Source organism: Mesorhizobium sp. Cs1299R1N3 (genome assembly GCF_037179625.1).
GTDB classification, from domain to species: domain Bacteria; phylum Pseudomonadota; class Alphaproteobacteria; order Rhizobiales; family Rhizobiaceae; genus Mesorhizobium; species Mesorhizobium salmacidum.
Map to the genome: position 1 here is coordinate 220,609 of NZ_JAPYKQ010000008.1, position 21,148 is coordinate 241,756.

At 62.9% G+C, this 21,148-nt stretch carries 19 protein-coding genes; 8 read left to right on the top strand and 11 right to left on the bottom strand.

The features are described from left to right. Nucleotides 1-282 precede the first annotated feature (282 nt). Nucleotides 283-2,289 (top strand): DNA/RNA non-specific endonuclease, encoded by a 2,007-nt coding sequence (locus O7B34_RS19320; protein ID WP_337147560.1) that lies wholly within the window; start codon nucleotides 283-285, stop codon nucleotides 2,287-2,289. A gap of 75 nt (nucleotides 2,290-2,364) precedes the next feature. Here the strand turns inward: O7B34_RS19320 and O7B34_RS19325 are convergent, their stop codons facing one another. The 4 genes from O7B34_RS19325 to O7B34_RS19340 all read right to left on the bottom strand — a co-directional run bounded on the left by O7B34_RS19325 (nucleotide 2,365) and on the right by O7B34_RS19340 (nucleotide 4,384). Then, complete coding sequence (locus tag O7B34_RS19325; protein ID WP_027145617.1) at nucleotides 2,365-2,565, bottom strand: hypothetical protein; 201 nt, start codon at nucleotides 2,563-2,565, stop codon at nucleotides 2,365-2,367. A 79-nt stretch (nucleotides 2,566-2,644) separates the two neighbouring features. Continuing rightward, on the bottom strand, nucleotides 2,645-3,007 hold the full coding sequence (locus O7B34_RS19330) for a hypothetical protein (protein ID WP_337147561.1): 363 nt from the start codon (nucleotides 3,005-3,007) through the stop codon (nucleotides 2,645-2,647). A 25-nt stretch (nucleotides 3,008-3,032) separates the two neighbouring features. Further along, a complete protein-coding gene (locus O7B34_RS19335; RefSeq protein ID WP_337147562.1) occupies nucleotides 3,033-3,542 on the bottom strand; it encodes a hypothetical protein in 510 nt (169 codons plus the stop codon). A gap of 11 nt (nucleotides 3,543-3,553) precedes the next feature. Continuing rightward, nucleotides 3,554-4,384, bottom strand: a complete 831-nt coding sequence (locus tag O7B34_RS19340; RefSeq protein ID WP_337147563.1) for a class I SAM-dependent methyltransferase — start codon at nucleotides 4,382-4,384, stop codon at nucleotides 3,554-3,556. Between the two features lie 84 nt (nucleotides 4,385-4,468). Between O7B34_RS19340 and O7B34_RS19345 the strand changes: the two genes are divergently transcribed. From O7B34_RS19345 to O7B34_RS19355, 3 genes are all read left to right on the top strand, one after another. Then, nucleotides 4,469-5,395, top strand: coding sequence for a LysR substrate-binding domain-containing protein (locus O7B34_RS19345; RefSeq protein ID WP_337147564.1), 927 nt, complete (start codon nucleotides 4,469-4,471; stop codon nucleotides 5,393-5,395). Between the two features lie 105 nt (nucleotides 5,396-5,500). Continuing rightward, nucleotides 5,501-7,528, top strand: a complete 2,028-nt coding sequence (locus tag O7B34_RS19350; protein WP_337147566.1) for an amidase — start codon at nucleotides 5,501-5,503, stop codon at nucleotides 7,526-7,528. A gap of 52 nt (nucleotides 7,529-7,580) precedes the next feature. After that, nucleotides 7,581-8,000: a VOC family protein gene (locus O7B34_RS19355; protein ID WP_337147568.1), complete on the top strand. Its 420-nt coding sequence runs from the start codon at nucleotides 7,581-7,583 to the stop codon at nucleotides 7,998-8,000. Between the two features lies 1 nt (nucleotide 8,001). On the opposite strand, the gene O7B34_RS19360 is transcribed toward O7B34_RS19355, so the two are convergent. Together O7B34_RS19360 and O7B34_RS19365 are read right to left on the bottom strand one after the other, a co-directional pair. Then, entirely contained in the window at nucleotides 8,002-8,649 is a 648-nt protein-coding gene (locus tag O7B34_RS19360) for a ThuA domain-containing protein (RefSeq protein WP_337147569.1), read from the bottom strand. A gap of 49 nt (nucleotides 8,650-8,698) precedes the next feature. Beyond that, complete coding sequence (locus O7B34_RS19365) at nucleotides 8,699-9,721, bottom strand: LLM class flavin-dependent oxidoreductase (RefSeq protein ID WP_337147571.1); 1,023 nt, start codon at nucleotides 9,719-9,721, stop codon at nucleotides 8,699-8,701. Nucleotides 9,722-9,839: 118 nt separating this feature from the next. Here O7B34_RS19365 and O7B34_RS19370 point away from each other — a divergent pair, with 118 nt between their 5' ends. Beyond that, nucleotides 9,840-10,925, top strand: a complete 1,086-nt coding sequence (locus tag O7B34_RS19370; RefSeq protein WP_337147573.1) for a CaiB/BaiF CoA transferase family protein — start codon at nucleotides 9,840-9,842, stop codon at nucleotides 10,923-10,925. Between the two features lie 63 nt (nucleotides 10,926-10,988). Next, nucleotides 10,989-11,510 (top strand): peptide deformylase, encoded by a 522-nt coding sequence (locus tag O7B34_RS19375; protein WP_337147574.1) that lies wholly within the window; start codon nucleotides 10,989-10,991, stop codon nucleotides 11,508-11,510. A 76-nt stretch (nucleotides 11,511-11,586) separates the two neighbouring features. On the opposite strand, the gene O7B34_RS19380 is transcribed toward O7B34_RS19375, so the two are convergent. Both O7B34_RS19380 and O7B34_RS19385 read right to left on the bottom strand, forming a co-directional pair. Further along, nucleotides 11,587-11,862, bottom strand: coding sequence for a hypothetical protein (locus O7B34_RS19380; protein ID WP_140717463.1), 276 nt, complete (start codon nucleotides 11,860-11,862; stop codon nucleotides 11,587-11,589). 134 nt (nucleotides 11,863-11,996) lie between these two features. Next, entirely contained in the window at nucleotides 11,997-13,493 is a 1,497-nt protein-coding gene (locus tag O7B34_RS19385) for an aldehyde dehydrogenase family protein (protein WP_337147576.1), read from the bottom strand. Nucleotides 13,494-13,863: 370 nt separating this feature from the next. On the opposite strand from O7B34_RS19385, the gene O7B34_RS19390 reads away from it, so the two are divergent. Together O7B34_RS19390 and galE are read left to right on the top strand one after the other, a co-directional pair. After that, complete coding sequence (locus O7B34_RS19390; protein WP_337147577.1) at nucleotides 13,864-14,838, top strand: UDP-glucuronic acid decarboxylase family protein; 975 nt, start codon at nucleotides 13,864-13,866, stop codon at nucleotides 14,836-14,838. Beyond that, nucleotides 14,835-15,806: a UDP-glucose 4-epimerase GalE gene (gene galE, locus O7B34_RS19395; protein ID WP_337147578.1), complete on the top strand. Its 972-nt coding sequence runs from the start codon at nucleotides 14,835-14,837 to the stop codon at nucleotides 15,804-15,806. The genes O7B34_RS19390 and galE overlap by 4 nt, the downstream gene beginning before the upstream one ends. Nucleotides 15,807-15,868: 62 nt before the next feature. Here galE and O7B34_RS19400 read toward each other — a convergent pair whose 3' ends face one another. The 3 genes from O7B34_RS19400 to O7B34_RS19410 form a co-directional block, all read right to left on the bottom strand. Next, nucleotides 15,869-17,683 (bottom strand): ABC transporter ATP-binding protein, encoded by a 1,815-nt coding sequence (locus tag O7B34_RS19400; RefSeq protein ID WP_337147579.1) that lies wholly within the window; start codon nucleotides 17,681-17,683, stop codon nucleotides 15,869-15,871. After that, on the bottom strand, nucleotides 17,680-18,669 hold the full coding sequence (locus tag O7B34_RS19405) for a glycosyltransferase family 2 protein (RefSeq protein ID WP_337147580.1): 990 nt from the start codon (nucleotides 18,667-18,669) through the stop codon (nucleotides 17,680-17,682). The genes O7B34_RS19400 and O7B34_RS19405 overlap by 4 nt, the downstream gene beginning before the upstream one ends. Next, on the bottom strand, nucleotides 18,666-21,148 hold a 2,483-nt coding region (locus O7B34_RS19410; protein WP_337147581.1), incomplete at its 5' end, for an SAM-dependent methyltransferase. The genes O7B34_RS19405 and O7B34_RS19410, both read right to left, overlap by 4 nt.

The following is a 21,148-nucleotide window of genomic DNA, read 5'->3' on the forward strand; positions in this document are numbered from 1 at the left end:
TCCGAACTCGAAGCTTGTGCCAAGCGTATTGCAGAGATAGGTTATTGCCTGGACTGCTGGCGCCGGCGTTTCTGGCAAGAAGAGTCCAAATATTGGGCGGATTTATTTCCTATGGTAACATGGACGCGCCGGTCGTTTCCTGCCGCGCCCAGGAATATGACGTTCAGCGGAATACTGCGACGCGGAAATCTCGTTGGCCGCCCGGCAAGGGAGTGGAACCGAACGGCTTGACCGGCAAATCCGCCAGCGGGATTGCGGGGAGCCACACCAGAGGGGGCATGCATGGTGCGGATTGACGATGCGGAGCGGGCGCAAAGACTTGAGCAGGAGAAAAGCCTGGCGGCGAAAGAGGCCATGGAGCGCCAGAAGTCCGTCGATCAGAAAAGGAAAAGCGCTTCGTTCGATGCCGGACCATCGAAAGTACTTGGCACCGACAAGCCGGAGCGCATCGCGGTAAGGCTCGACCTGATCAACCGCAACGATCCGAACGCATTCGAGCGGCTCATCGGCAAGCGCGATATCGTCAGCGTCAATTTCTTTGAGCGGGGCCTGCAAACGGCGAAATCCGTCTGCCGCGTCAAAACCCTCGGCATGGCAAGCGGACCGCCAGACTATGCCACCGGCTTTCTTGCCACGGCGGCGCTTTTGGTGACGAACAACCATGTTCTTCCCGATGGGGAAACCGCAAGCCGCAGCCTCGCCGAATTCGGCTACGAACTCGACGCGAATTTCGTCGAGCGACGCGGGCGCATCTTTCCCTTCGCCCCGATGGAAGCGTTCTATACGAGTGTCGACCTCGACTTCACCATCGTCGCCATTTCACCGATGGGCCATGATGGAACGCCGATAACGGATTTCGGCGTGCTGCCGCTGATCCCGATGAGTGGCAAGGGCATCACGGGCGAGCATGTCTCGATCATTCAGCATCCTGGCGGCGGCACCAAGCAGGTGGTGGTGCGTGAAAATCGGATCATCGCGCTCGATGAGAAAAAGTTTCCGCGGATCAACCCTGCCTTCATCCATTACACGGCCGATACCGAACCGGGCTCATCGGGAGCACCGGTCTTCAATGACCAGTGGGATTTGGTGGCAATTCACCATCAGGCGATCGTCGATCGGAACCAGAAGGGCGAGCCGCTGAACAAGAACGGCAAGGTCTGGACCGAGGCCGATGGCGAGAGTGCCAAGAACTGGATCGCCAATGAAGGTATCCGCATCAGCGCCATATGGGCGCATCTCCAGGCTGCCGCGCCGTTCAGCGCCGACGCCGCCAAGATCATGGCGATGCTTTCCTACGAGCCTCATGCGGCCTACCGGCCGCGCCCAGCCCAGGCAACCACCACACCCCGCAAGTGGGAGACGATCCCGAATGCGCCTGAAGCCACGGCTTTTGAGACAACCCGCTTCACCGACCCGGCCTTCGCGGATTCGCTTGGCTACGATCCCAAGTTCCTTGGCCCGGACCTCATTGTCCCGCTGCCGAAAACGGGCAGCGGTTTCAAGGGGACGTTGGCGAAAAACAACACCAACGACAAGACAGTCTTCGATTACACGCATTTCAGCCTGGCCATGAATGTGGAACGCAGGCTTGCGATCTGGACGGCTGTCAACATCGACGGCAACACCCTCAAATCGACGAAATCACCGAGCTGGCGCCGGGACGAACGGCTTCCGGCCAATCAGCAGACATTGGCGGAGGTTTACGGCTCGGTCCCGGGAAAAGGCATTCAGATCGATCGCGGACACCTTGTGCGTCGTCTGGATCCGGTCTGGGGACCGCAGGCTGTCGCGGACCGGGCCGGTGACGACACGTTCCACTATACGAACGCGGCTCCCCAGGAACATGTCTACAACTCCGAAACCTGGGGCAATCTGGAGGATTTCGTACTCGCCCGCGCGGACAAGAACGCACAGAAAGCAAGCGTGATGACGGGCCCGATCCTGCGGCCGGACGATAATTTCTATGGGGAAGGCTTGAAAGGCGGACCGTGGCAAATCCCTTGGTCGTTCTGGAAAATCTGCATTTTCAAACGGCCGGATGGCACAGTGTCGGTGACCGGTTTTGTCGTTGAGCAATCGTCGACCATTTCGCCAATCTTCGAGGCGACCCGATACAATCCCTACAGTGTGGACGAGGCGCGCGTATTCCAGCGTCCGATCAAGCTTATCGAGGAATTGACCAACCTTGATTTCGGCGCGCTGCGCAAGATGGATCGCATGGGAAGCGTCGAGACGACCGCGATTGAATCCTCCCGCCCGATCCGAAGCGCGGACGACATTGCGTTTTGAAGGAATCCCTTCGGCCGCACGAAACGGCACGCACACCGGGCCCGAACCCGATCAGAATGTCGATTGGGTTCGGAGCTAAAGATCGAGCTCCACCATCATTCCACGCTCCTCTGCCATTTCCAGCAGCAGATCCTGCAGGGTTTCAATGGTCTGCGCCTTGCGGGCTGTCGCCGGCAGTTCCTCGATACTCTCCTTCATCGAAATCACGGCGACCCCGGTTTTCTCCGAGAGCAGCCGTGCGATAGCTGCGCGGATAAGCGCATTCTGATCGGGCATGATTCCCCCTTCATGCTATGATAACGGCACCATTTTCTGTCATGCTGTATGCCTTGTCGCAACTTATGCGAGCATTCATTCACGCTTGCAAGTCGTCTCGTTGATATTCGTATGATCGACAGCCGCTCAACAGCGAGAGCGACGGCACCCCGCTGTCGTCGGGTTCCATGACGGCGAGCAGGGCGAGCGGCACTTCGTGCCGACAGAGCCCGATCAAAGCCCTGCCTTCCACCGCAACCGGCAATTCGGTGTATCTGTCGAAAATGGAAAACGTGCCTGTCGGCTCGTACAGGATCTCGAAACGCTCCAAATCGCAAACCTCACTTCCCCCGGAAGCCGTGTAACGCACGCGCCCATCAGAGGTTGCATAAAGAATCGATTTTTCCCGAGGGCCGCCGCTGATGGCCGAAATCATCGAGAAGATGAAGGAGGCAGGCGGCAACCGAGGCCGGTGCCGTCCCTCCTCATCAGGGGTGGGAGCCCTGAACCGCCTCAGGCCGGCGACGCATCAGCAGATAGAAGGCGGCGATGTGCGTGATCATCAGAAGCGGCACATAGAGGATCGGGATCGCGTAGGCGGCCCCCAGTTCCCCTGCCAGATCGGGAAGGCCGAGTTGGACCCCGTGATAATAGTCGACGACGATGTCGACGGTTCCCACGAGATTGAAGGCGACGACGAGCGGCCAGAATAGCTGATGTCTGCGTGCCGTCAGAAGCGCCAGCATGGCCAGCAGGCCGGTGGCGAAGTCACCATAGGCCGCAAGGATGGCGAAACCAGCCGGCAGATTGGGCGCGACGACACCTGGAAGCATGAAGACAAGCCCGAAGAAGCGGAAGCTGTGCAGCGTGGCGATGGCACGTTGCGCCTCAAGGCGGTCCATCGACTTGAGCCTGGGCCAGGCATAGGCGCCGAAGCACAGCAACCATGGCACGTAGCCCAGAGCGAGATGGATGTCGAAGATCATGGCCGGTGACATTCCTGCCTCCTTCAAGCCTTGCCCGGAATGGCTTCGAAGACGGCGGTCAGGATGCCCAGCCGGCCTTCCCCCAGATTGCGTCCGAGGTTGGCGGCAACTCCCGCGAAGTCCGGCCCCATGACGAGGCCGAGATTGAGCAAAGGGGGCGGTCCGGACGCCCGCAATTGCGAAAACCACGCCTTGGCTGCCTCGGTGTCGTCTTGCCATACCAGCGTTTCAAAGCCTGCCTGCTCGATCCGCGCTAGCGTTTCAGCCGCCGTGAGCAAGAAACTCTCCGCCGGACTTCGTGCCCAGGGAACGGGATAATGCGGATCGCCGCCGTTCAACACGACGTCGTAGGTGGCAAACCTGCCGCCCGGCTTAAGCACCCGCCTGATCTCGTCATAGAGCCGTCCGCGCTCGGTGATGTTCATCGCCACGTGCTGCAGCAACACGACATCGAAATGGCTGTCGTCGAAGGGAAGCGCCAGTGCGCTGGCGCCCTCGAACGTCACCTGTTCGCCCAGCCCCATTCGTTCGGTCAGATAGTGCGCGGCCTCGACGAAAGGCTCGCTGAGGTCTACGCCCGTCACCCGGCAGCCATGGGTCGCCGCCAGGAAGCGGGCCGGCCCACCGAGCCCCGATCCGACATCGAGGACGATCGTTTCCGGGCCAATTCCGGCCAACCCGGCAAGCTCGGCGGTCGCCGCGAGCCCACGGGTGTGGAACTGGTCGAGCCCCGCCAGCTGCTCCGGCATGAGCCGTTGGTCCTCTGGTCCCAAAGCGGCCAGCGCCGTCTTGAGACGCTCGGTCAGGCCGCTGGCGCGGTAGTGAGCGCGCACTACGTCGAGATTATCCGTCATTGCGGTTTCCTCTGGATTTCCGTCGTTACCGCAGAGATAGAGGCGCTTTCGAACCGCGACTATCCGCGATAATGTCGATGCGCCATGAAGCAGAACTTCACAGTCAGGCAGGGAGCGCTCGACGGCGTCGAGGCCTTCCTGAGCGTCGCCCGGCATCGTAATTTCCGCAAGGCGGCGGCCGAGCTCAAGGTAACGCCGTCGGCGATGAGCCAGGCGATCCGCACGCTCGAGGCGCGCATCGGCGCCGCGCTCTTCACCCGCACGACGCGCAGCGTCGGCCTGACCGAAGCCGGGGAGCGCTTTCTGTCACGTGCCGGACCTGCATTCGAGGAACTGGTCGCCGCGAGCGAGGTGGCGCGCGACCTCGGCCAGCGGCCGACCGGACTGCTGCGCCTCTCGGTACCGCCGTCGGTGGTGCCGATCCTGCTGGAGCCGCTCATCGCATCCTTCTGCCAGGCCTATCCGGAAATCGAGCTGGAGATCGTCGCCAGTGGAGAACTCGTCGATCTTGCCGCCGAGGGCTTCGACGCCGGCATCCGGCCCGGCGAATTTGTCGCCGCCGACATGATCGCGGTGCGCTTGACGCCGCCGCTGCCATTCGTGGTCGTCGGCAGCCCTGATTATCTGCGCCAGCGGAACGTGCCGCAACGCATCGAGGATCTGCGCAGCCATGCCTGCCTGCGCATGCGCCGGTCAAACGGATCGATCGCGCCCTGGCCCTTTGTCGACGGCAACAAGTCGGTCGAGGCCATCGTCTCCGGGCCGCTGATCGCGCATGATTATCCGACGCTTCTGGGCGCGGCGATGCAAGGGGCCGGCCTTGCCCAGGTGCCCCAGCCGCTCGCCAGCCTGCCGGTCGCCGACGGCCGGTTGCAGGAGGTGCTGAGGTCCTTTGCCGTGATCTTGCCTGGGCTTTTCCTGTACTACCCGGGGAAGCGCCAGGTCTTGCCCAAGCTGCGCGCGTTCATCGACCATGTCAGGCGCCGAAGCGATGCCGAGGCACGCGCCTGAGCCCTGGCCCGCAACGAATTGCGATTGGCGCTTGCCGAAGCCGGCGGCCTCGCTCATCCATGGCGTACAGACACATGGCGAACAAACAACAGCCTGGGAACAATGATGACCGACGCCAGCCTTCACCTCGTCGAAGCAACGATCGACCAGCTGCGGCGCGCGCTCGATGACGGCCTCGTCACCAGCGTTGAACTGGTCGCGGCCTATCTCAGGCGCATCGCGCATTTCGACCGGCACGGCATCGCGCTGAACGCCGTGCCGGTGCTCAACCCAACCATGTTCGAGGATGCCGCCGCTTCCGACCAGCGGCGGCACGCCGGCGCCCTGCTCGGCCCGCTCGACGGCATCCCCTACACCGCCAAGGACAGCTACAAGGTCAAGGGCCTGACGGTCGCCGCCGGCTCGCCGGCCTTCGAGCATCTCGTCGCCAACGAGGACGCCTTCACCATCGCCCGGCTGCGTGCCGGCGGCGCGGTGCTGATCGGCCTCACCAACATGCCGCCCATGGCCAATGGCGGCATGCAGCGCGGCGTCTATGGCCGCGCCGAAAGCCCGTACAATGCCGATTATCTGACCGCCGCCTTCGCGTCGGGCTCCTCCAATGGCTCGGGCACGGCAACGGCGGCCAGCTTCTGCGCCTTCGGGCTCGGCGAGGAAACCTGGTCGTCCGGCCGCGCTCCCGCCACCAACAATGCGCTCGTCGCCTACACGCCCTCGCGTGGCGTGATCTCGGTGCGCGGCAACTGGCCCTTGGTGCCGACCATGGACGTGGTGGTGCCGCACACGCGCAGCGTACCCGACATGCTGGAATTGCTCGACGTCATCGTCGCCGACGATACGGAAACGCGAGGCGATTTCTGGCGCGCGCAGCCCTGGGTCGCGCTGCCCAGGATTTCCGAGACGCGCCCGCCCCGCTATGCGGATCTGGCGCTGGAAGGGTCACTCAAGGGCAAGCGGCTCGGCGTGCCCAGGATGTATATCGGCCGCGACAGCGAGGCCGACCGGCCGATCGAAACCCGCGCCTCGGTGCTCGCCCTATGGGAACAGGCGGCTTCGGATCTGCGGCGGCTCGGCGCCGAGGTGGTCGAGGTCGATTTTCCCGTCGTCTCCAACTACGAGCGCGACCGCCCCGGCGCGCGAACCATGGTCGAGCGCGGACTGGTGCCGCGGGATTTCGCCGAGCGCGAACTCTGGGACCTCAGCATCTGGGGCTGGGACGATTTCCTGCGCGCCAATGCCGACCCCGCTTTACCCGATCTCGCCGCGGTCGACGGCCCCAGGATTTTCCCGCAGCCGCCCGGCACGCTGCCAGACCGTTATGACGGCGGCTTCGACTTGGCGCGGTATGTCGAGCGCGCGAAATCGGGCGTCACGCCGTTGGCCGACATTCCCACGCTGGAGGACGGCATCAAGGGGCTGGAGACGACAAGGCGCATCGATTTCGAGGACTGGCTCGACGCCAACCGCCTCGACGCCGTGGTGCTGCCGGCCGCCGCCGATGTCGGACCGGCGGACGCCGACGTCAACGAGGCGTCCGCCGATCTTGCCTGGCGCAACGGCACCTGGGTCGCCAACGGCAATCTGGTCTGGCGCCATTTCGGCATTCCGACCGTCACCGTGCCGATGGGCACCATGGCCGACATCGGCATGCCGGTCGGCCTGACCTTCGCCGGCAAGGCCTATGACGATGAAAGACTGCTGCGCATGGCCGGCGATTTCGAACGCACCACGCAGCGCCGCACCCGCCCGCCGCGCACGCCCGAGCTGGCTGACGATGTGTTTTCGCATCGTCCCGCCCAAACCGGCGTTGGCAATGCGCCTGCGCTCATCATCAAGCTTGCGGCCGAGACGATCCATTCGGTCGATCAGGATGAGATCACCGTCACGATTGACCTGCCTGTCGATGAACTCCAAACCGGGGACGCCGGCATCAACGTCCATGTCAACGGAGAGCCCGTCGCGATGCAACGCAGCGGTGCAGGCTTCACCGGGCATACGCTCGTCCCGACCCCCGAGCACCAGCGGTTCCACAGCGTCTGGCGCGGCTCCTACGGCTCAATCGTGACGGCTGTCGTCCGGTTGCAGGATGGGCGCACCGCCGGCGCGTATGCGGTTACCGGCGGAATCGAGTGATGATGCGCTGTACGGGCCGCCTGCGCAACCGGCCAGACCACGGGACCCAGCCATGATCAAAGTCAAGCAACTCGCCCATGTCTGCATCTTCGCCGATGACCTCGAAGAGACGCGGCGCTTCTATCGCGATGTCCTGGGCATGAAAATCCAGTTCAACTTCCTGCGCGACGGAGCGGTTTTCGGGTTCTACCTCAATTGTGGCGGCCGCAGCCATGTCGAGGTTTTCCAGAAGGATGGGGCGCGTTTCAGCGAGACGGACCAGATCAACCATTTCTGCCTGGAGGTCGAGAACATCGATGCCGCGATCACGCACATCGCGTCCATGGGCGTCGACGTCACCGCCAGGAAACTCGCCTGCGACGACACCTACCAGGCCTGGCTGCGCGACCCCAACGGCGTGAAGATCGAACTGTTCGAATACACCGGCAAAAGCGCGCAGTTCACCGGCGGCGATCGGGTTGCCGACTGGTAGGCTAGTCGCGCGCGGCCCACAGCAAACCGCGCTCGGCAATCAGCGCCATTTCCGGCACCGCGAACTCGTCCGCCGTGTGGCCAAGCGAACTGTAAAAGACCTTGCCGGCGCCATAGCGGCGCTTCCAGACGACCGGCATGACGACACCGCCAATCCCGGGGAAATGCGCATCGGTGAAGGTGGTCGTCGCCAGCACCTCGTTGCCCGGGTCGACATGCATGTAATATTGCTCCGACCGGTAGGCGAAACCGCTGACGCCGCTGGTGATCGGGTCGTCCGGCCGGGCGATGACGACACGATAGTCGATGATGTCGCCGGGATGCGCGACCCATTGGCCGCCGGTCATGAACTGGTAGTCCGGCTCATTGCGAAAACTGTCGCCCATCGTGCCGTGAAAACCGCCGAGCCCGCTCCCTTGGCGAACAGCCTGCGTCAGGTTCTTCAGTTCGGCCTTTTCAATCGTCGACATGGTGATGACAGGCACAATGAGATCGAACGAAGCAAGGTCCGGATCGGCGAACATCGCCGTGCCGTGGCCGAGCGTGACCGCGAACCCGTTACGCTCGAGCATGTCGCGCACGACGTTGGCGCTGCGCTCCGGTGTGTGGCCTTCCCAGCCGCCCCAGGCAATCAGGGCTTTCTTCGACATGCGGCAACCTCCCTCGATCCATTAGACCGGCGACCGCTCGCCGCATGGGTCAGCGCCAGCCGAGCGCCGGCGCGACATGGGTGAGGATCGCCTCGATGACATGGGCGTTGTAGTCGACGCCGAGCTGGTTGGGAACCGTGAGCAGCAGCGTATCGGCCTCGGCGATCGCCTCGTCCTGCGCCAGCTCGTTGATCAGCACGTCCGGCTCGGCGGCGTAGCTGCGGCCGAAGATCGCCCGCGTATTTTCCTCGATGAAGCCGATCTGGTCGCGGCTCTCATTGCCGCGGCCGAAATAGGCGCGGTCGCGATCGTCGACCAGCGCGAAGATGCTGCGGCTCACCGAAACGCGCGGTTCGCGTTCATGCCCGGCCGCCTTCCAGGCCTCGCGATAAATGCGGATCTGCTCGGCCTGCTGGACATGGAACGGCTTGCCGCTCTCGTCGAATTTCAACGTCGAGCTCTGCAAATTCATGCCGAGCTTCGCCGCCCATTCCGAGGTTGCGTTGGTGGCAGCGCCCCACCAGATGCGCTCGCGCAAGCCCTCCGAATGCGGCTCGAGCCTGAGCAGGCCGGGCGGATTGGGAAACATCGGCCTTGGATTGGGCTGGGCGAAGCCTTCGCCACGCAGCGTGTCGAGAAAAACCTCGGCGTGATGGCGCGCCATGTCGGCGTCGCTTTTGCCTTCCTGCGGCACGTAGCCGAAGTAACGCCAGCCATCGATGACCTGCTCGGGCGAGCCGCGGCTGATGCCGAGCTGCAGGCGTCCGCCGGCGATGATGTCGGCCGCACCGGCATCCTCGGCCATGTAGAGCGGATTTTCGTAGCGCATATCGATGACCGCCGTACCGATCTCGATGCGGCTGGTCCTGGCGCCGACGGCCGCCAGCAGCGGGAATGGCGAGGCGAGCTGGCGGGCGAAGTGATGCACGCGGAAATAGGCGCCGTCCGCGCCGAGCTGCTCGGCCGCGACCGCGAGATCGATGGATTGCAACAGCGCGTCCGAAGCCGAACGCACCTGCGATTGCGACGAGGGCGTCCAGTGCCCGAATGACAGGAAACCGATTTTCTTCATCGCCGTGAAGTATATGCGAGCGGCACGTGCTTCAATGGCAAAAGAGCGGGGTTACACACCGTCGCCCTCTCGGTGCCAAAAGTTCGCAATACAAAGCACCAACGCCGTGGAGGATGGGATGCTCAGGGGAATCCGCATCGTCGAGATCGAGGCGCTGGGGCCGGCGCCCTTCGCCGGCATGTTGCTCGCCGATCATGGCGCCGATGTCATCGTCGTCCACCGCAAGCACCCAGCTGTACCTGGTCAGCCTGAGCACTCGCTGCTCGATCGCGGCAAGCGCTCCATCGCGCTCGACCTGAAGAATGATGACGACGTCGCCGTGCTGATGCGCCTCATCGCCACCGCCGACGGGCTGATCGAGGGGTTCCGGCCCGGCGTGATGGAAAGTCTCGGTCTCGGCCCGGAGGCCTGCTTCGCCGTCAACCCGCGCCTGGTCTACGGCCGCATGACCGGCTGGGGCCAGGACGGACCGTTGGCCTCCACCGCAGGGCATGACATGAACTATATCGGCCTGTCGGGCGCGCTCTGGTACGCCTCCTTGCCGGGAGAACCGCCCATGGCGCCGCCGACGCTGGTCGGCGACATAGGCGGCGGCGCGCTCTATCTGGTGATCGGCATGCTGGCCGGCATCATGAATGTCCGCGCCGGCGGCAAAGGCACCATCGTCGATGCCGCGATCGTCGACGGCTCGGCCCACATGATGAACCTGCTGATGTCGCTCGGCCAGTCCGGCGCGCTCGCAGCCGAGCGCGGTCAAAGCCTGCTCGACGGACCGCATTGGTGCCGCGTCTACCGGACATCGGATAACGGCTTCATCAGCGTCCAGTGCATCGAGCCGAAATTCTACGCGCTCTTCCTCGACAGGCTTGGCCTCACCGCCGATCCGCAATTCGCAAACCAGTTCGATCGCGATCTGTGGCCGGCGCTCGGCGACCGGCTTGCAGCGATCTTTGCCACGAAACCCCGCGACGAATGGGTCAAACTGTTCGAAGGGTCCGACGCCTGCGTCGGACCGGTGCTTGGCCCCCATGAAGCCGCCCGGCATCCGCACATGGCCGCGCGTGGCACGTGGCAGACGGTGGACGGCGCGCTTCAGGCGGCTGCCGCGCCGCGCTTTTCCGGACGGGAACAAAAGACATCGGCCAAGAGCCCGGCGCGCGGCGAGCACGATGCTGAAATCCGTGCCGGCCTGGCGGAACCGTGATGGCGCCGTGCCAGGCTATGCCTGTGTTCGCCGGTCGCCTACGGTCTCACCGCGCGAAGATAAATGGCAGATAGGACGAGGTCCGTGGCGGTTCGACCGATCATAAAGTTCCCCAATCCCCTCCTCCGTGCCGTCGCGGAGCCTGTAGAGCTGTTCGACAGGGACCTGCACGGTTTGGCCGGCGACCTCATCGACACCATGCATGCGGCACCCGGGATCGGCATCACCGGCCCGCATATCGGCATCTTGAAACGCCTGGTCGTGATCCAGCTTCCTTCCGCCGCAGAGCCGGGAGTCTATGTAAATCCATCTGTCATCCAGGCCTCCACCGAGATGATCCGTCACGCGGAAGGCAGCGTTTCGATGCCCGGCGTCACCGAGGACATCGAGCGGCACGCCCGCATACGTGTCCGCTATCAGGATCTGGATGGCAATGAGCGGTTCGAGGATGCCGAGGGCCTGCTGGCGGTTTGCCACCAGCATGAGATCGATCAGCTCGACGGGCTCTTCTGGACGCACAGGCTGACGCGCCTCAAGCGCGACCGGCTGATCAAGCGCTACGGCAAGCTGATGCGAGCCTCCTAGGCGCTGTACCCGCAAGAGAAGCGGCGCCGGCACCGTGTCACCTTCGCAACGTGCTGGCCTGATGGCCGGCAGCCGATTATTTCCCGCAGTGGTGATCGTTGATCTTGTTTATCGCAAACCCGTCCGGACCCGTCCGGTGGTAGGAGCAGGCCCCCGCGGCCGTCGTGAACAACTGCTGGTCATAATAGCGCGGGCCGCCGAACAGGAAATCGATGAGATCGTCGTCGGCCGGAACATAGCGTTCCTGTTCGCCTTGTTGGTAGTGACGGTGCTTGGCCCCCGCGAATGCCGAGGACATGCCGAAGCCCATTGCGACGGCAAGAACGCAGATCGCTAACCGTTTGGTCGTCATCGCAAACACCCTTCTGCTTGAATTCCATCTTATATTCAAATCCTCAGATGACGAGAAGTTCCTGGACCAGGGCGTTGCCAGCCGATTTGCGGCCGGACGCAATGCGGCCCGGCCTCACCTGAATGTCGGGACACCTAGTCGGTCTGGATCCAGACCGACTTCGTCTCCAGATATTCATGCAGGTGCTCGATGCCGCCTTCGCGGCCATGGCCGGACATCTTCATGCCACCGAACGGCACGGCCGGGTCGATGGCATGGTACATGTTGACCCAGACCGAGCCGGCCTTGATGCGGCGCGCCAGCTTGTGCGCGGTGCCGAGATGGCTGGTGAAGATGCCGGCGGCCAGACCGTAGGGCGTTGCGTTGGCGCGGGTGACGGCCTCGTCGAGCGTATCGAACGGCATCGCCGAAATGACCGGCCCAAAAATCTCTTCGCGCGCGATGGTCATGGTGTCCGACACCGCGCCGAACACGGTCGGCGCGATGAAGTTGCCGCCATCGTAGAGTTCGCCTGTCAGCCGCGAGCCGCCGGCGACCAGTTCGGCGCCTTCGTCGCTGCCGGCCTTGATGTAGCCTTCCACCTTGCCGGCTTGCCTGGCATTGATGAGAGGTCCGATTTCGGTTTCCGCCTCGATGCCGTGGCCGACGCGCAGCCTGCCGGCGAACTCGGCCAGCCGGCGCACGAATTCGTCATGGATTTCGCGCGCCACGAACAGGCGCGAGCCGGCAATGCAGATCTGGCCCGAATGCACGAACACCGCCATCGCCGCGATCGGAACCGCCTTGTCGATATCGGCGTCGCGGCAGACGATGATCGGTGACTTGCCGCCCAACTCCAGCGAAACGCGCTTGAGATTGGTCACCCCCGCCCGTGCGATCGCTTGGCCTGTCAGCGTCGAGCCGGTGAAGACGATCTTGTTGACGTCGGGGTGTTCGGCGAGCCGCGCACCCGCTTCGGCGCCGGTTCCGGTGACGATGTTGACGACGCCGTCGGGTACGCCCGCTTCCTGCATCAGCCGGGCGATCAGCAGCGGCGTCAGCGATGCATCCTCCGAAGGCTTCAGCACGACAGTGCAGCCCGTGGCGAGCGCCGGCGCGATCTTCCAGATCGAGGCGGCGGTCGGCGCATTCCAGGGAATGATCGCGCCGACGACGCCGACCGGCTCGCGCCTTGTGAAGGTGACGATCTCGCCGGGAATGGAATTGTCGATCGCCTCGCCATGCAGCGCGGTCGCCATGCCGCCATAGAAGCGCAGCATGCCGATGACGCGGCGCCGGTTGGCCAGCGTGCGCGTGATCGGCAGCCCCATGTCGAGCGTGTCGGAGACGCTGAGCTCCTCCCAATGTATCTCGAACAGGTCGGCGATCCTGAGCAGCACGCATTGCCGCTCGTAGGGCGAGAACTTGGACCAGGGACCTTCGAACGCCGCGCGCGCCGCCGCCACCGCCGCGTCGACATCGGCAGCTCCGCCACGCGGCACCGTCGCCAGCACTTCGCCGGTCGCCGGGTTCAGCGCCTGCATCTCCTCGCCGGACTGCGCCGCGACCCACATGCCGCCGATGAACATCGGCCGGAATTCGCCATGATAGAGCGTCGTGGCCTTCGCCTTCGGGTCGAAATTCGGCGTCATCTCTTCCTCCTCACGAATTCCGTGGCGACTAATACTCCCGGCGCGGGCGACCTCAAACAAGGAAAGCTGAAAAGGCGTTTTGGCGGCCACGACCGGGGGCACCCAGCGCATCCGCATCGGCCCGCGCGGGCGTCTTAAGTCAAGGCTGATGGTGGACCCGCAGGGCGGGAAGCCGTCGGAAAATCAACTGGTTAGCAGGCGGCTGGCCAACCCATACGCTTCGCGTGGTCCGAGCAACGCCGAGACACCGCTGGGCGCGCACTTAGGAACATGTCTTGTCGGTAATGTAAATTGAAAGCGGTAGGCTGGAAAGTCGCCCAACTGTCAGGCTAGTTCCTGAATTATCCTAAATCGGCCTGGAGATCCCAAAATGCAGGTGGCAAAACGAATCCTGGTCACTGGAGGCGCGGGTTTCCTGGGATCGTTCTTGTGCGAGCGACTGCTTGGCGAAGGTCACGAGGTTATATGTGTCGACAATTTCTTCACCGGAAGCCGAAGAAACGTCTCGCATTTGCTCGACAACAGGTCCTTCGAGATCATCCGCCACGATGTCACGTTTCCACTCTACGTAGAAGTTGATGAGATATACAATCTCGCCTGCCCTGCGAGCCCGGTTCACTACCAGTTCGATCCGGTCCAGACGACCAAGACCAGCGTCCACGGGGCAATCAACATGCTGGGCCTGGCCAAGCGCGTTCGCGCAAAAATTCTTCAGGCGTCCACGTCGGAAGTCTACGGCGACCCCGAAATTCACCCGCAGACCGAGGACTATTGGGGCCGGGTAAACCCGATAGGACCCCGTTCCTGCTACGACGAAGGCAAAAGATGTGCCGAAACTCTGTTTTTCGACTATTGGCGACAGCATAGGCTGCGGATCAAAGTCGCGCGCATCTTCAACACATACGGCCCTAGGATGCGTCCGGACGACGGCCGCGTCATTTCCAACTTCATCGTGCAAGCACTGCAGAACGAGCCGATAACAGTGTACGGCACGGGCCAGCAGACACGTTCATTTTGTTATGTCGACGATCTCATCGTAGGTCTGGTTCGCATGATGCAGACGGCTGACGATGTTACCGGTCCGATCAACCTTGGCAATCCGGTCGAATTTACGATGCTCGAACTCGCCAATCTTGTGATCGAGCTCACTGGAAGCCGGTCGACTATCGAATTTATGCCGCTGCCGATCGACGATCCAAAACAGCGACAACCCGATATCGGGACAGCCTTGCACGAGTTGAACTGGAGGCCGAAAACCGCATTGCGCGATGGTCTTGCCGAGACCATCGCCTATTTCGAAGGCTTGGCTTCGTCTGGGCATTTGCGGCCCGCGGCCGCCGAATGAAGACAGTCCTGGTCACCGGCGGGGCCGGCTATATCGGATCACATTGTTGCAAGGCTTTCGCCGAAGCCGGTTGGTCCGTCATTGCATATGACAATCTCTCGCGCGGCTGGCGCGACGCGGTCAAATGGGGGCCGCTCGTCGAGGGCGATATTTGCGACGCCGCGGCCGTGTCGGCGGCGCTGCGACAATACAAGCCCGATGTGGTGGCGCATTTCGCCGCCTACGCCTATGTGGGCGAGTCTGTCGAGCGCCCGGAACTCTATTACCGAAACAACAGTTTCGGCTCGCTGGTTCTGTTCGAGGAAATGCTGAAGGCCGGCGTCGACAAGCTGATCTTTTCCAGCACTTGCGCGTCTTATGGCGTACCGGTTCGCTCGCCGATCGACGAAATGCATCCGCAGTCGCCCATCAATCCCTATGGATGGTCGAAATTCATCATAGAACGGATGGTGGACAGTCTGTCGTCCGCCCATGGTCTGAACGCGGTCGTGCTCCGGTATTTCAACGCGGCCGGATGCGATCCCGACGGCGAGATCGGTGAACGGCATGAACCGGAAACACACGTCATACCGCTCGCTATCGAGGCGGCGGTCAGGCCGGGCCGGATCTTTACCGTCAACGGCACCGACTTCGACACCCGCGATGGAACCGCGGTGCGGGACTATGTCCATGTCACCGATCTCGCGCGTGCCCACGTCCTGGCAGGGGAGAAGCTTCTCCGCGACAAGGGTGTCGACGTCTACAATCTCGGAACCGGAACCGGAACGACGGTGAAGGAATTGGTCGATGCGGTGAACCGGGCTTCGGGATCGCGTGTTCCGGTGGTCTACGGTCCGCGCAGGGCTGGTGACCCGCCAGCGCTCGTGGCCGCGGCCGGCAAGGCGCACCGGGAACTCGGCTGGGTGCCCAAACAATCTGGAATCGACAGGATCGTCGAGACGGCATTGGCTTGGTATCGCAGCCGATAGCTACGCCAGACGGCCGGCTGGCCCTACGCCACCATCTAAAAAGCGGCGTCCTCAAGTAGGGATCACTTACCCTCGGCCTCGGAGGCACATACGATTTCGTGCTGGCGACGTTGATATTGAGGAACGACGAGAGAAGCGGGCCCTTGGCTGTTCACTCTGCCGTCCTCTATCCAAATGACGTTTGCGGCGTCACGCGCCGTTTCGATGCGGTGCGTGATCAGCAAAATGGTCCTGTTGCCAAGCTTTCTATCAATCGCACGCCGCACCTGGTCCTCGAGCGCGGTATCGAGTGCGTTCATCGCCTCATCCAGCATCAGGAAGTCCGGATCGCGCAATACAGCTCGCGCGAGGCCGATGCGCTGCCGCTGGCCACCGGAAAATCGCAGTCCTTCCTGTCCGATCCAGGTGTCGTAACCGTCGGGAAGGTCCTCGACGAATGCCGCGACACCCGCACTGCCGGCGGCGGCAAGAATCTCTTCTTCGGTCGCATCGGCTTTGGCCATTCGAATGTTCTCCGTCACCGTGCCCTCGACCAGGTCGACGTCCTGCCCGGTCACCGCGATCTTGGAAAGCCAATCGTCCCGCCTGATATCCTGGAGCCGGGTACCGTCGATCTTGATCTCTCCGGAGGTCGGTTCGTACAGCCGCAGGAGGAGATTGACGATCGTGGTCTTGCCGGCGCCGCTTGCGCCGATCAGTGCCGTGGTTACTCCGGCTGGAATCTCGAGCGACAGGTCCGTGAGCACCGGCGCGTTTGGATCATATCCAAAGGTTACGCGCTCGAAGACGATACTCGCGTCCAAATTCCTGAGCGCGATTGTTCCCTGCGATGGATATTCCTTGTCTTCGGACTGGATCATCTCCAGCACAGAGCGCAGTTGCGGCTGCATCTGCGCCAGAAACAGCAGGTTGCTTTCAAACTCCTGGGTATGCGGTTGCAATCGATACAGGAGCGCGACCGCGGCCAGCGTCACCTCGAAGCTGATGTGCCACCACCCTGAGATCAGAACGATGGAGCCCAACATTCCGAGGTAGCCGATCTCGGTGGTTGGCCCGATCCATGACGACAGGCGGATCATGGACAACGAAGCGTTGCGCGCGGCCGCCGACGATTGCACGAAGCGGCGCTGATGAAGCTCCTCCTGTCCGTAGGCGCGGATGGTGCGCAATGCCTGGAGCGTCATGAGCATGTGTTCGCCGAGCAATTGGTGGATCTTCTTCACCTGATGGCCCAGGTCACGCGCGGGCCGCGAAAAGATGCGCAGGATCGCGGAGATCGCGATTGAGCCGAGGGCTGCGATCAGCAGGATCTTCCAGGAGATCGTGAGCAGGAAGACAGCGAACACGACGATCGAGCAGCTATTTATGATGAGCCGGGTGACCGCGCCATAAGCCTGCGCGACCAACCACGATTCCGTCCCGAGCACCTCCATGAGTTGCGATTGCTCGTGCTGCTGGATGGTTCCGAAAGCGACCCTGAGATATTGTTGGTGGACGAGATTTCGCGACCGTTCGCTGATCCGTTCGCCAATGCTCGAGCTGATCAACGAATATACCAGCGCCAGCGCCCCACGCGCGAGGATGAGCAGCAGGATCGCGAACGCCAGCCGGGTAGGACTACCGAACCAGGCGACTGCCAGGCCCAGTGCTCGACCTTGAAGGCCACCTCCTGCCTCCGTGATCCGGTTGGACACCAGATAGAGGAACAGCAGGATCAGGGTGATACCGAGCGTCTCGGCCAAGGACGACAGAAAACCAAGCGCCAGCAGCACGGGGGTCGCCCAGCGCGGCTTTCCAACGATGCGAAGCAGGTGTGAAAGATCGCGTAACGAAGCACGGACCGCACCGCGGCGTATGGCGTCCTTGGCGTCGCTCATTTCAGGTCCCCGATCGGGAAGCGTGTGGTCACCTGCGGGCGGATCGGCCCCCGACCGCGCGCCAGCCGCGTCGCGGCACGCTTGGCCAGATGCGTACCGATCCACGGCAAATCGAAGGCGATTATCCGCATGGCGATCACCGGATGGTGGCGCAGCAACAGTGACAGGATCGGGAGCACATAGCGCGGTTGCCTCTGGCGCAACGTTCGCTCCAGGAGCCAGGCCGAATAGAAATGCAGGCCCTCACGCAGCGTCGGTGCCGCATCCGGGTGGCGGCCGAGCATCTCGTCCACCACGAGCATCCAGGATCGCAGCATGCGAGTCATGTCGCTCGACATATTTCCCGGCAAATAGCGATACCCGACCAGCGGCTCTTCGACGACTTCGAACTGGTACCCTTCGGCGACGCGACAATAGAAGAGGATATCTTCACAACCCTGCGCATCCGCCTCGCGCAGCCCGCTCTCGAAACCGCCGGCGTCTATCAGTGCCTGTCGGCGTACCAAGGCGGCGCTGCCGTTACCAACGAAATTGCCGTGGAAGAGGCGTTCAAGCACATCGCCCCGCCAGTTAGGCCTATGCCGGTCATCGGTTACCGCACCCTGGGCATCGACCACCAGATACCAGCAGTAGACGAGCCCTACTTTCTCGTCCGTCCGATCGAACACAGCCATCTGCCGCTCGATCTTGGTCGGCGCCCAGAGATCGTCGGCATCGACAAATGCGATCATATCAGATCGCGCCGCTTGCCATCCCCTGTTGCGGGCAGCGGCTACCCCGGCGTTTGCCTGCTCGATCAGCCGCACGCGCGGGTCGATCTCCATGTGACGCCGGGCGATGGCAACAGTCTGGTCGCGCGAGCCATCGTCGACGACAATAATCTCAAGCGCCTTGTAGGACTGCGAGCGAACGCTGCGGAGCGTCTCGTCGATCGTATCTTGCGCGTTGTACGCGGGGATGATGACGCTGACCGGTTCGCCGTTCATTCAAGGACGGCCTCTATAATGGCAACAAAGTCGTCGAGCGAACGATCGCCGCGAATCTCGATGCGGGGAAGGTCGATCGGATCGCAATCGAGGTCCGCCGGCCCATGTCCGCCGCCAAAGCCGATCCGATAGCCGCACTCCTTGGCCAGGCGGCCAAGCCGTCGGTCGGTGACCGAGAAAGGTGCCGCGAACGCCATCGTGGGCCGGCCGGTCCACCGTTCGATGAACATCCGAGAGCGCAACAGCTCACCGGCCAGGTCGGAGCTCGAAAGACCATCGATCGCGCGATGCGTCGCCAGATGGCTTCCGAAGAATACACCTTCGGTGGCGAGGCGACGCACCGTCCCGGCGTCCATGAGCGGCGCCGGTGGACCAAAGTCGGCATCCCACTGCGCGCTTTCCCCCACCAGGTCCGTCACCAGGAACACCTCCGCGGTCAAGTCGTTGGCTCGCAAGATCGGCCAGGTTTGGTCGGCAAAGTTCTGAAAACCATCATCGAAGGTGATGAGCACCGGGCGGCCAACGAAAGGATGACGGTTGGCGACGAACCATTCCAGCTGATCGGAAATGATCGTGTGAAAGCCATTTGCGCGCAGCCATGCCATCTGTTCGGCGAACGCGGCGGACGTCAACCGATAACGGGCGAGCGCGGCCGGACCGTCATCGCAGATGCTGTGATACATGAGAACAGGGATGCGTTGCCGCCGCTCGCTGCGCGCGACCTCGCGGCGCAGCGCCCGCGCCCCGCCCCAGACGATATTTCGCGCGACCTCCATTTCGATCGGCGCGCGGATTGGGACATGGTCGATCGTCGGTTCCGTTGCCACATCCTCAGGTGACACGCGGCGGAAGCGGTCGATGCGGTAGAGATCGGTCTGGATCGATCGCTCGAGGACGAGGCCTTCCGTCGCTGCCAGCGTCCGCGAGATCACCTGCGCGCCGAATTTGTTATCCCAATCGAAGCCCGTCCGTTCCAAATTGTCCCGAAGCACGAATGCGTGTGCGCTGACAAGACTGCCGCCAGGCGCCAACGCCGCGACGAGTTTTGAGGCGAGTTGCCGCAATTCGGCGGGATCGTCCAGGAAATAAAGCACCTCCGAGCAAATGATCAGGTCCATTCCACCCGGCAGGATATCCGCGGCGAAATCCAGCACGGCGAACTCGACATTCAGTTGATCCGAGCAGCGCGCGCGCGCGCGTTCGACGGCTACGGCGGAAATGTCGGTTGCGGTCAAATGACCCACCAGCGGCGCCAGTTGCCGCGTGAAATGGCCTTCCGCGCAGGCCAGTTCGAGCGCCCGTCCTATGGGACCGGCCGGCAGAATTTCGAGCTGCCGCTCGTATTTTTCCTGCTCATAGGCCGAACCGTAGTTCCAGGGATCCTCAGTCGCGAAATGACGATCCCAGAACGACGCGCGATCATTGTCGGGTCCAACCTCGGCCCGGACACGGCGCGGCGGCGCAAGAGGTTCTATCACCTCGGCACTCGAACGCACCAGCCCTTCGGCTTCCGCTGCCAACCGCGCCAGTCTGTCGTAGTGGCTGCCCGGATCAGACCGGCGTCCCGCCGCCGACAGCAATGCCTCTGCTGCAAACTTATCCTGCTTGTCGGCTCCAGCGTTCTGTCGCTGATCCGGTGCAGGCGATCGGCCCGCCAGCCGCGCGGCGCCCTTCCAGAGGCGAAACGCGATGCGCTGGTAGCCCGACAGGCCGCGTATGACCTCCTGAGGAGTCACGAAATCCAGAATCAGTTCGATCCAATGACGCCTCGTCACTCTCCCGAGCGCACCGAACTGCACCAGAGCCGCGATCTTGCCGTCGATCATCAGGTAGGCGTAGATTTGATCGATCCCTTCCGGCAACTCGGTCGAGGTCGGATTTCGAGCATCGACGCGAATGCCGAGCGTTAGCGCCAGCGGGCGCGGCGCGGCAAGATCGTCGAAGTCGAGAAGCATTTGCTCAAGATGATATTGTACGCGGCGACCCGCCACGGAATCGCCCCAGACTTGGCCGAGGTCGATGATCAGCCCGCTCAAGGGGCCGCCGAACCTCTCCCACCTGGAAGCCAATTGCTCCGGCACCGATAGGCTTCCCACCATCAGGCCGTCGAAAATCACCTTGGCGATCTCACGCGCCCATTCATATCTGGCCGGGAGCGCAAGCAGGATCTGCCGGTCGATCGAGCCGCCGCCGCGGCCGCAATCAGCTGCCGCGATCCACAGCGCGAACCACGCCAATGCTTGGGAAGCGGTGCGGCCGTCCGCCGAGGTCGCCCCATTGGCATGCGCCGACGCTGGATGCTTGACCCTGGGGTCGGCGGAAAAGCCGCGGGCGATAACGATTTCCGCGTCCGCCAGCATCTGCCTCGAATTGCGGGTGAGCGAGTTGGGGCTTGCCCGATAAAAAGCGAGCGGCTCGTCGACCATCACCCAAGGTTTGCCTTGACGTGCGACGCGCTGCCACAAATCCCAGTCCTCGC

Excerpts from the sequence above, each read along its gene's own strand:
- O7B34_RS19320 (WP_337147560.1), top strand. The coding sequence starts at position 283 with ATGGTGCGGATTGACGATGCGGAGCGGGCGCAAAGACTTGAGCAGGAG.
- O7B34_RS19325 (WP_027145617.1), bottom strand. The coding sequence starts at position 2,565 with ATGCCCGATCAGAATGCGCTTATCCGCGCAGCTATCGCACGGCTGCTC.
- O7B34_RS19335 (WP_337147562.1), bottom strand. The coding sequence starts at position 3,542 with ATGTCACCGGCCATGATCTTCGACATCCATCTCGCTCTGGGCTACGTG.
- O7B34_RS19340 (WP_337147563.1), bottom strand. The coding sequence starts at position 4,384 with ATGACGGATAATCTCGACGTAGTGCGCGCTCACTACCGCGCCAGCGGC.
- O7B34_RS19345 (WP_337147564.1), top strand. The coding sequence starts at position 4,469 with ATGAAGCAGAACTTCACAGTCAGGCAGGGAGCGCTCGACGGCGTCGAG.
- O7B34_RS19350 (WP_337147566.1), top strand. The coding sequence starts at position 5,501 with ATGACCGACGCCAGCCTTCACCTCGTCGAAGCAACGATCGACCAGCTG.
- O7B34_RS19355 (WP_337147568.1), top strand. The coding sequence starts at position 7,581 with ATGATCAAAGTCAAGCAACTCGCCCATGTCTGCATCTTCGCCGATGAC.
- O7B34_RS19360 (WP_337147569.1), bottom strand. The coding sequence starts at position 8,649 with ATGTCGAAGAAAGCCCTGATTGCCTGGGGCGGCTGGGAAGGCCACACA.
- O7B34_RS19365 (WP_337147571.1), bottom strand. The coding sequence starts at position 9,721 with ATGAAGAAAATCGGTTTCCTGTCATTCGGGCACTGGACGCCCTCGTCG.
- O7B34_RS19370 (WP_337147573.1), top strand. The coding sequence starts at position 9,840 with ATGCTCAGGGGAATCCGCATCGTCGAGATCGAGGCGCTGGGGCCGGCG.
- O7B34_RS19375 (WP_337147574.1), top strand. The coding sequence starts at position 10,989 with ATGGCAGATAGGACGAGGTCCGTGGCGGTTCGACCGATCATAAAGTTC.
- O7B34_RS19380 (WP_140717463.1), bottom strand. The coding sequence starts at position 11,862 with ATGACGACCAAACGGTTAGCGATCTGCGTTCTTGCCGTCGCAATGGGC.
- O7B34_RS19385 (WP_337147576.1), bottom strand. The coding sequence starts at position 13,493 with ATGACGCCGAATTTCGACCCGAAGGCGAAGGCCACGACGCTCTATCAT.
- O7B34_RS19390 (WP_337147577.1), top strand. The coding sequence starts at position 13,864 with ATGCAGGTGGCAAAACGAATCCTGGTCACTGGAGGCGCGGGTTTCCTG.
- galE (WP_337147578.1), top strand. The coding sequence starts at position 14,835 with ATGAAGACAGTCCTGGTCACCGGCGGGGCCGGCTATATCGGATCACAT.
- O7B34_RS19400 (WP_337147579.1), bottom strand. The coding sequence starts at position 17,683 with ATGAGCGACGCCAAGGACGCCATACGCCGCGGTGCGGTCCGTGCTTCG.
- O7B34_RS19405 (WP_337147580.1), bottom strand. The coding sequence starts at position 18,669 with ATGAACGGCGAACCGGTCAGCGTCATCATCCCCGCGTACAACGCGCAA.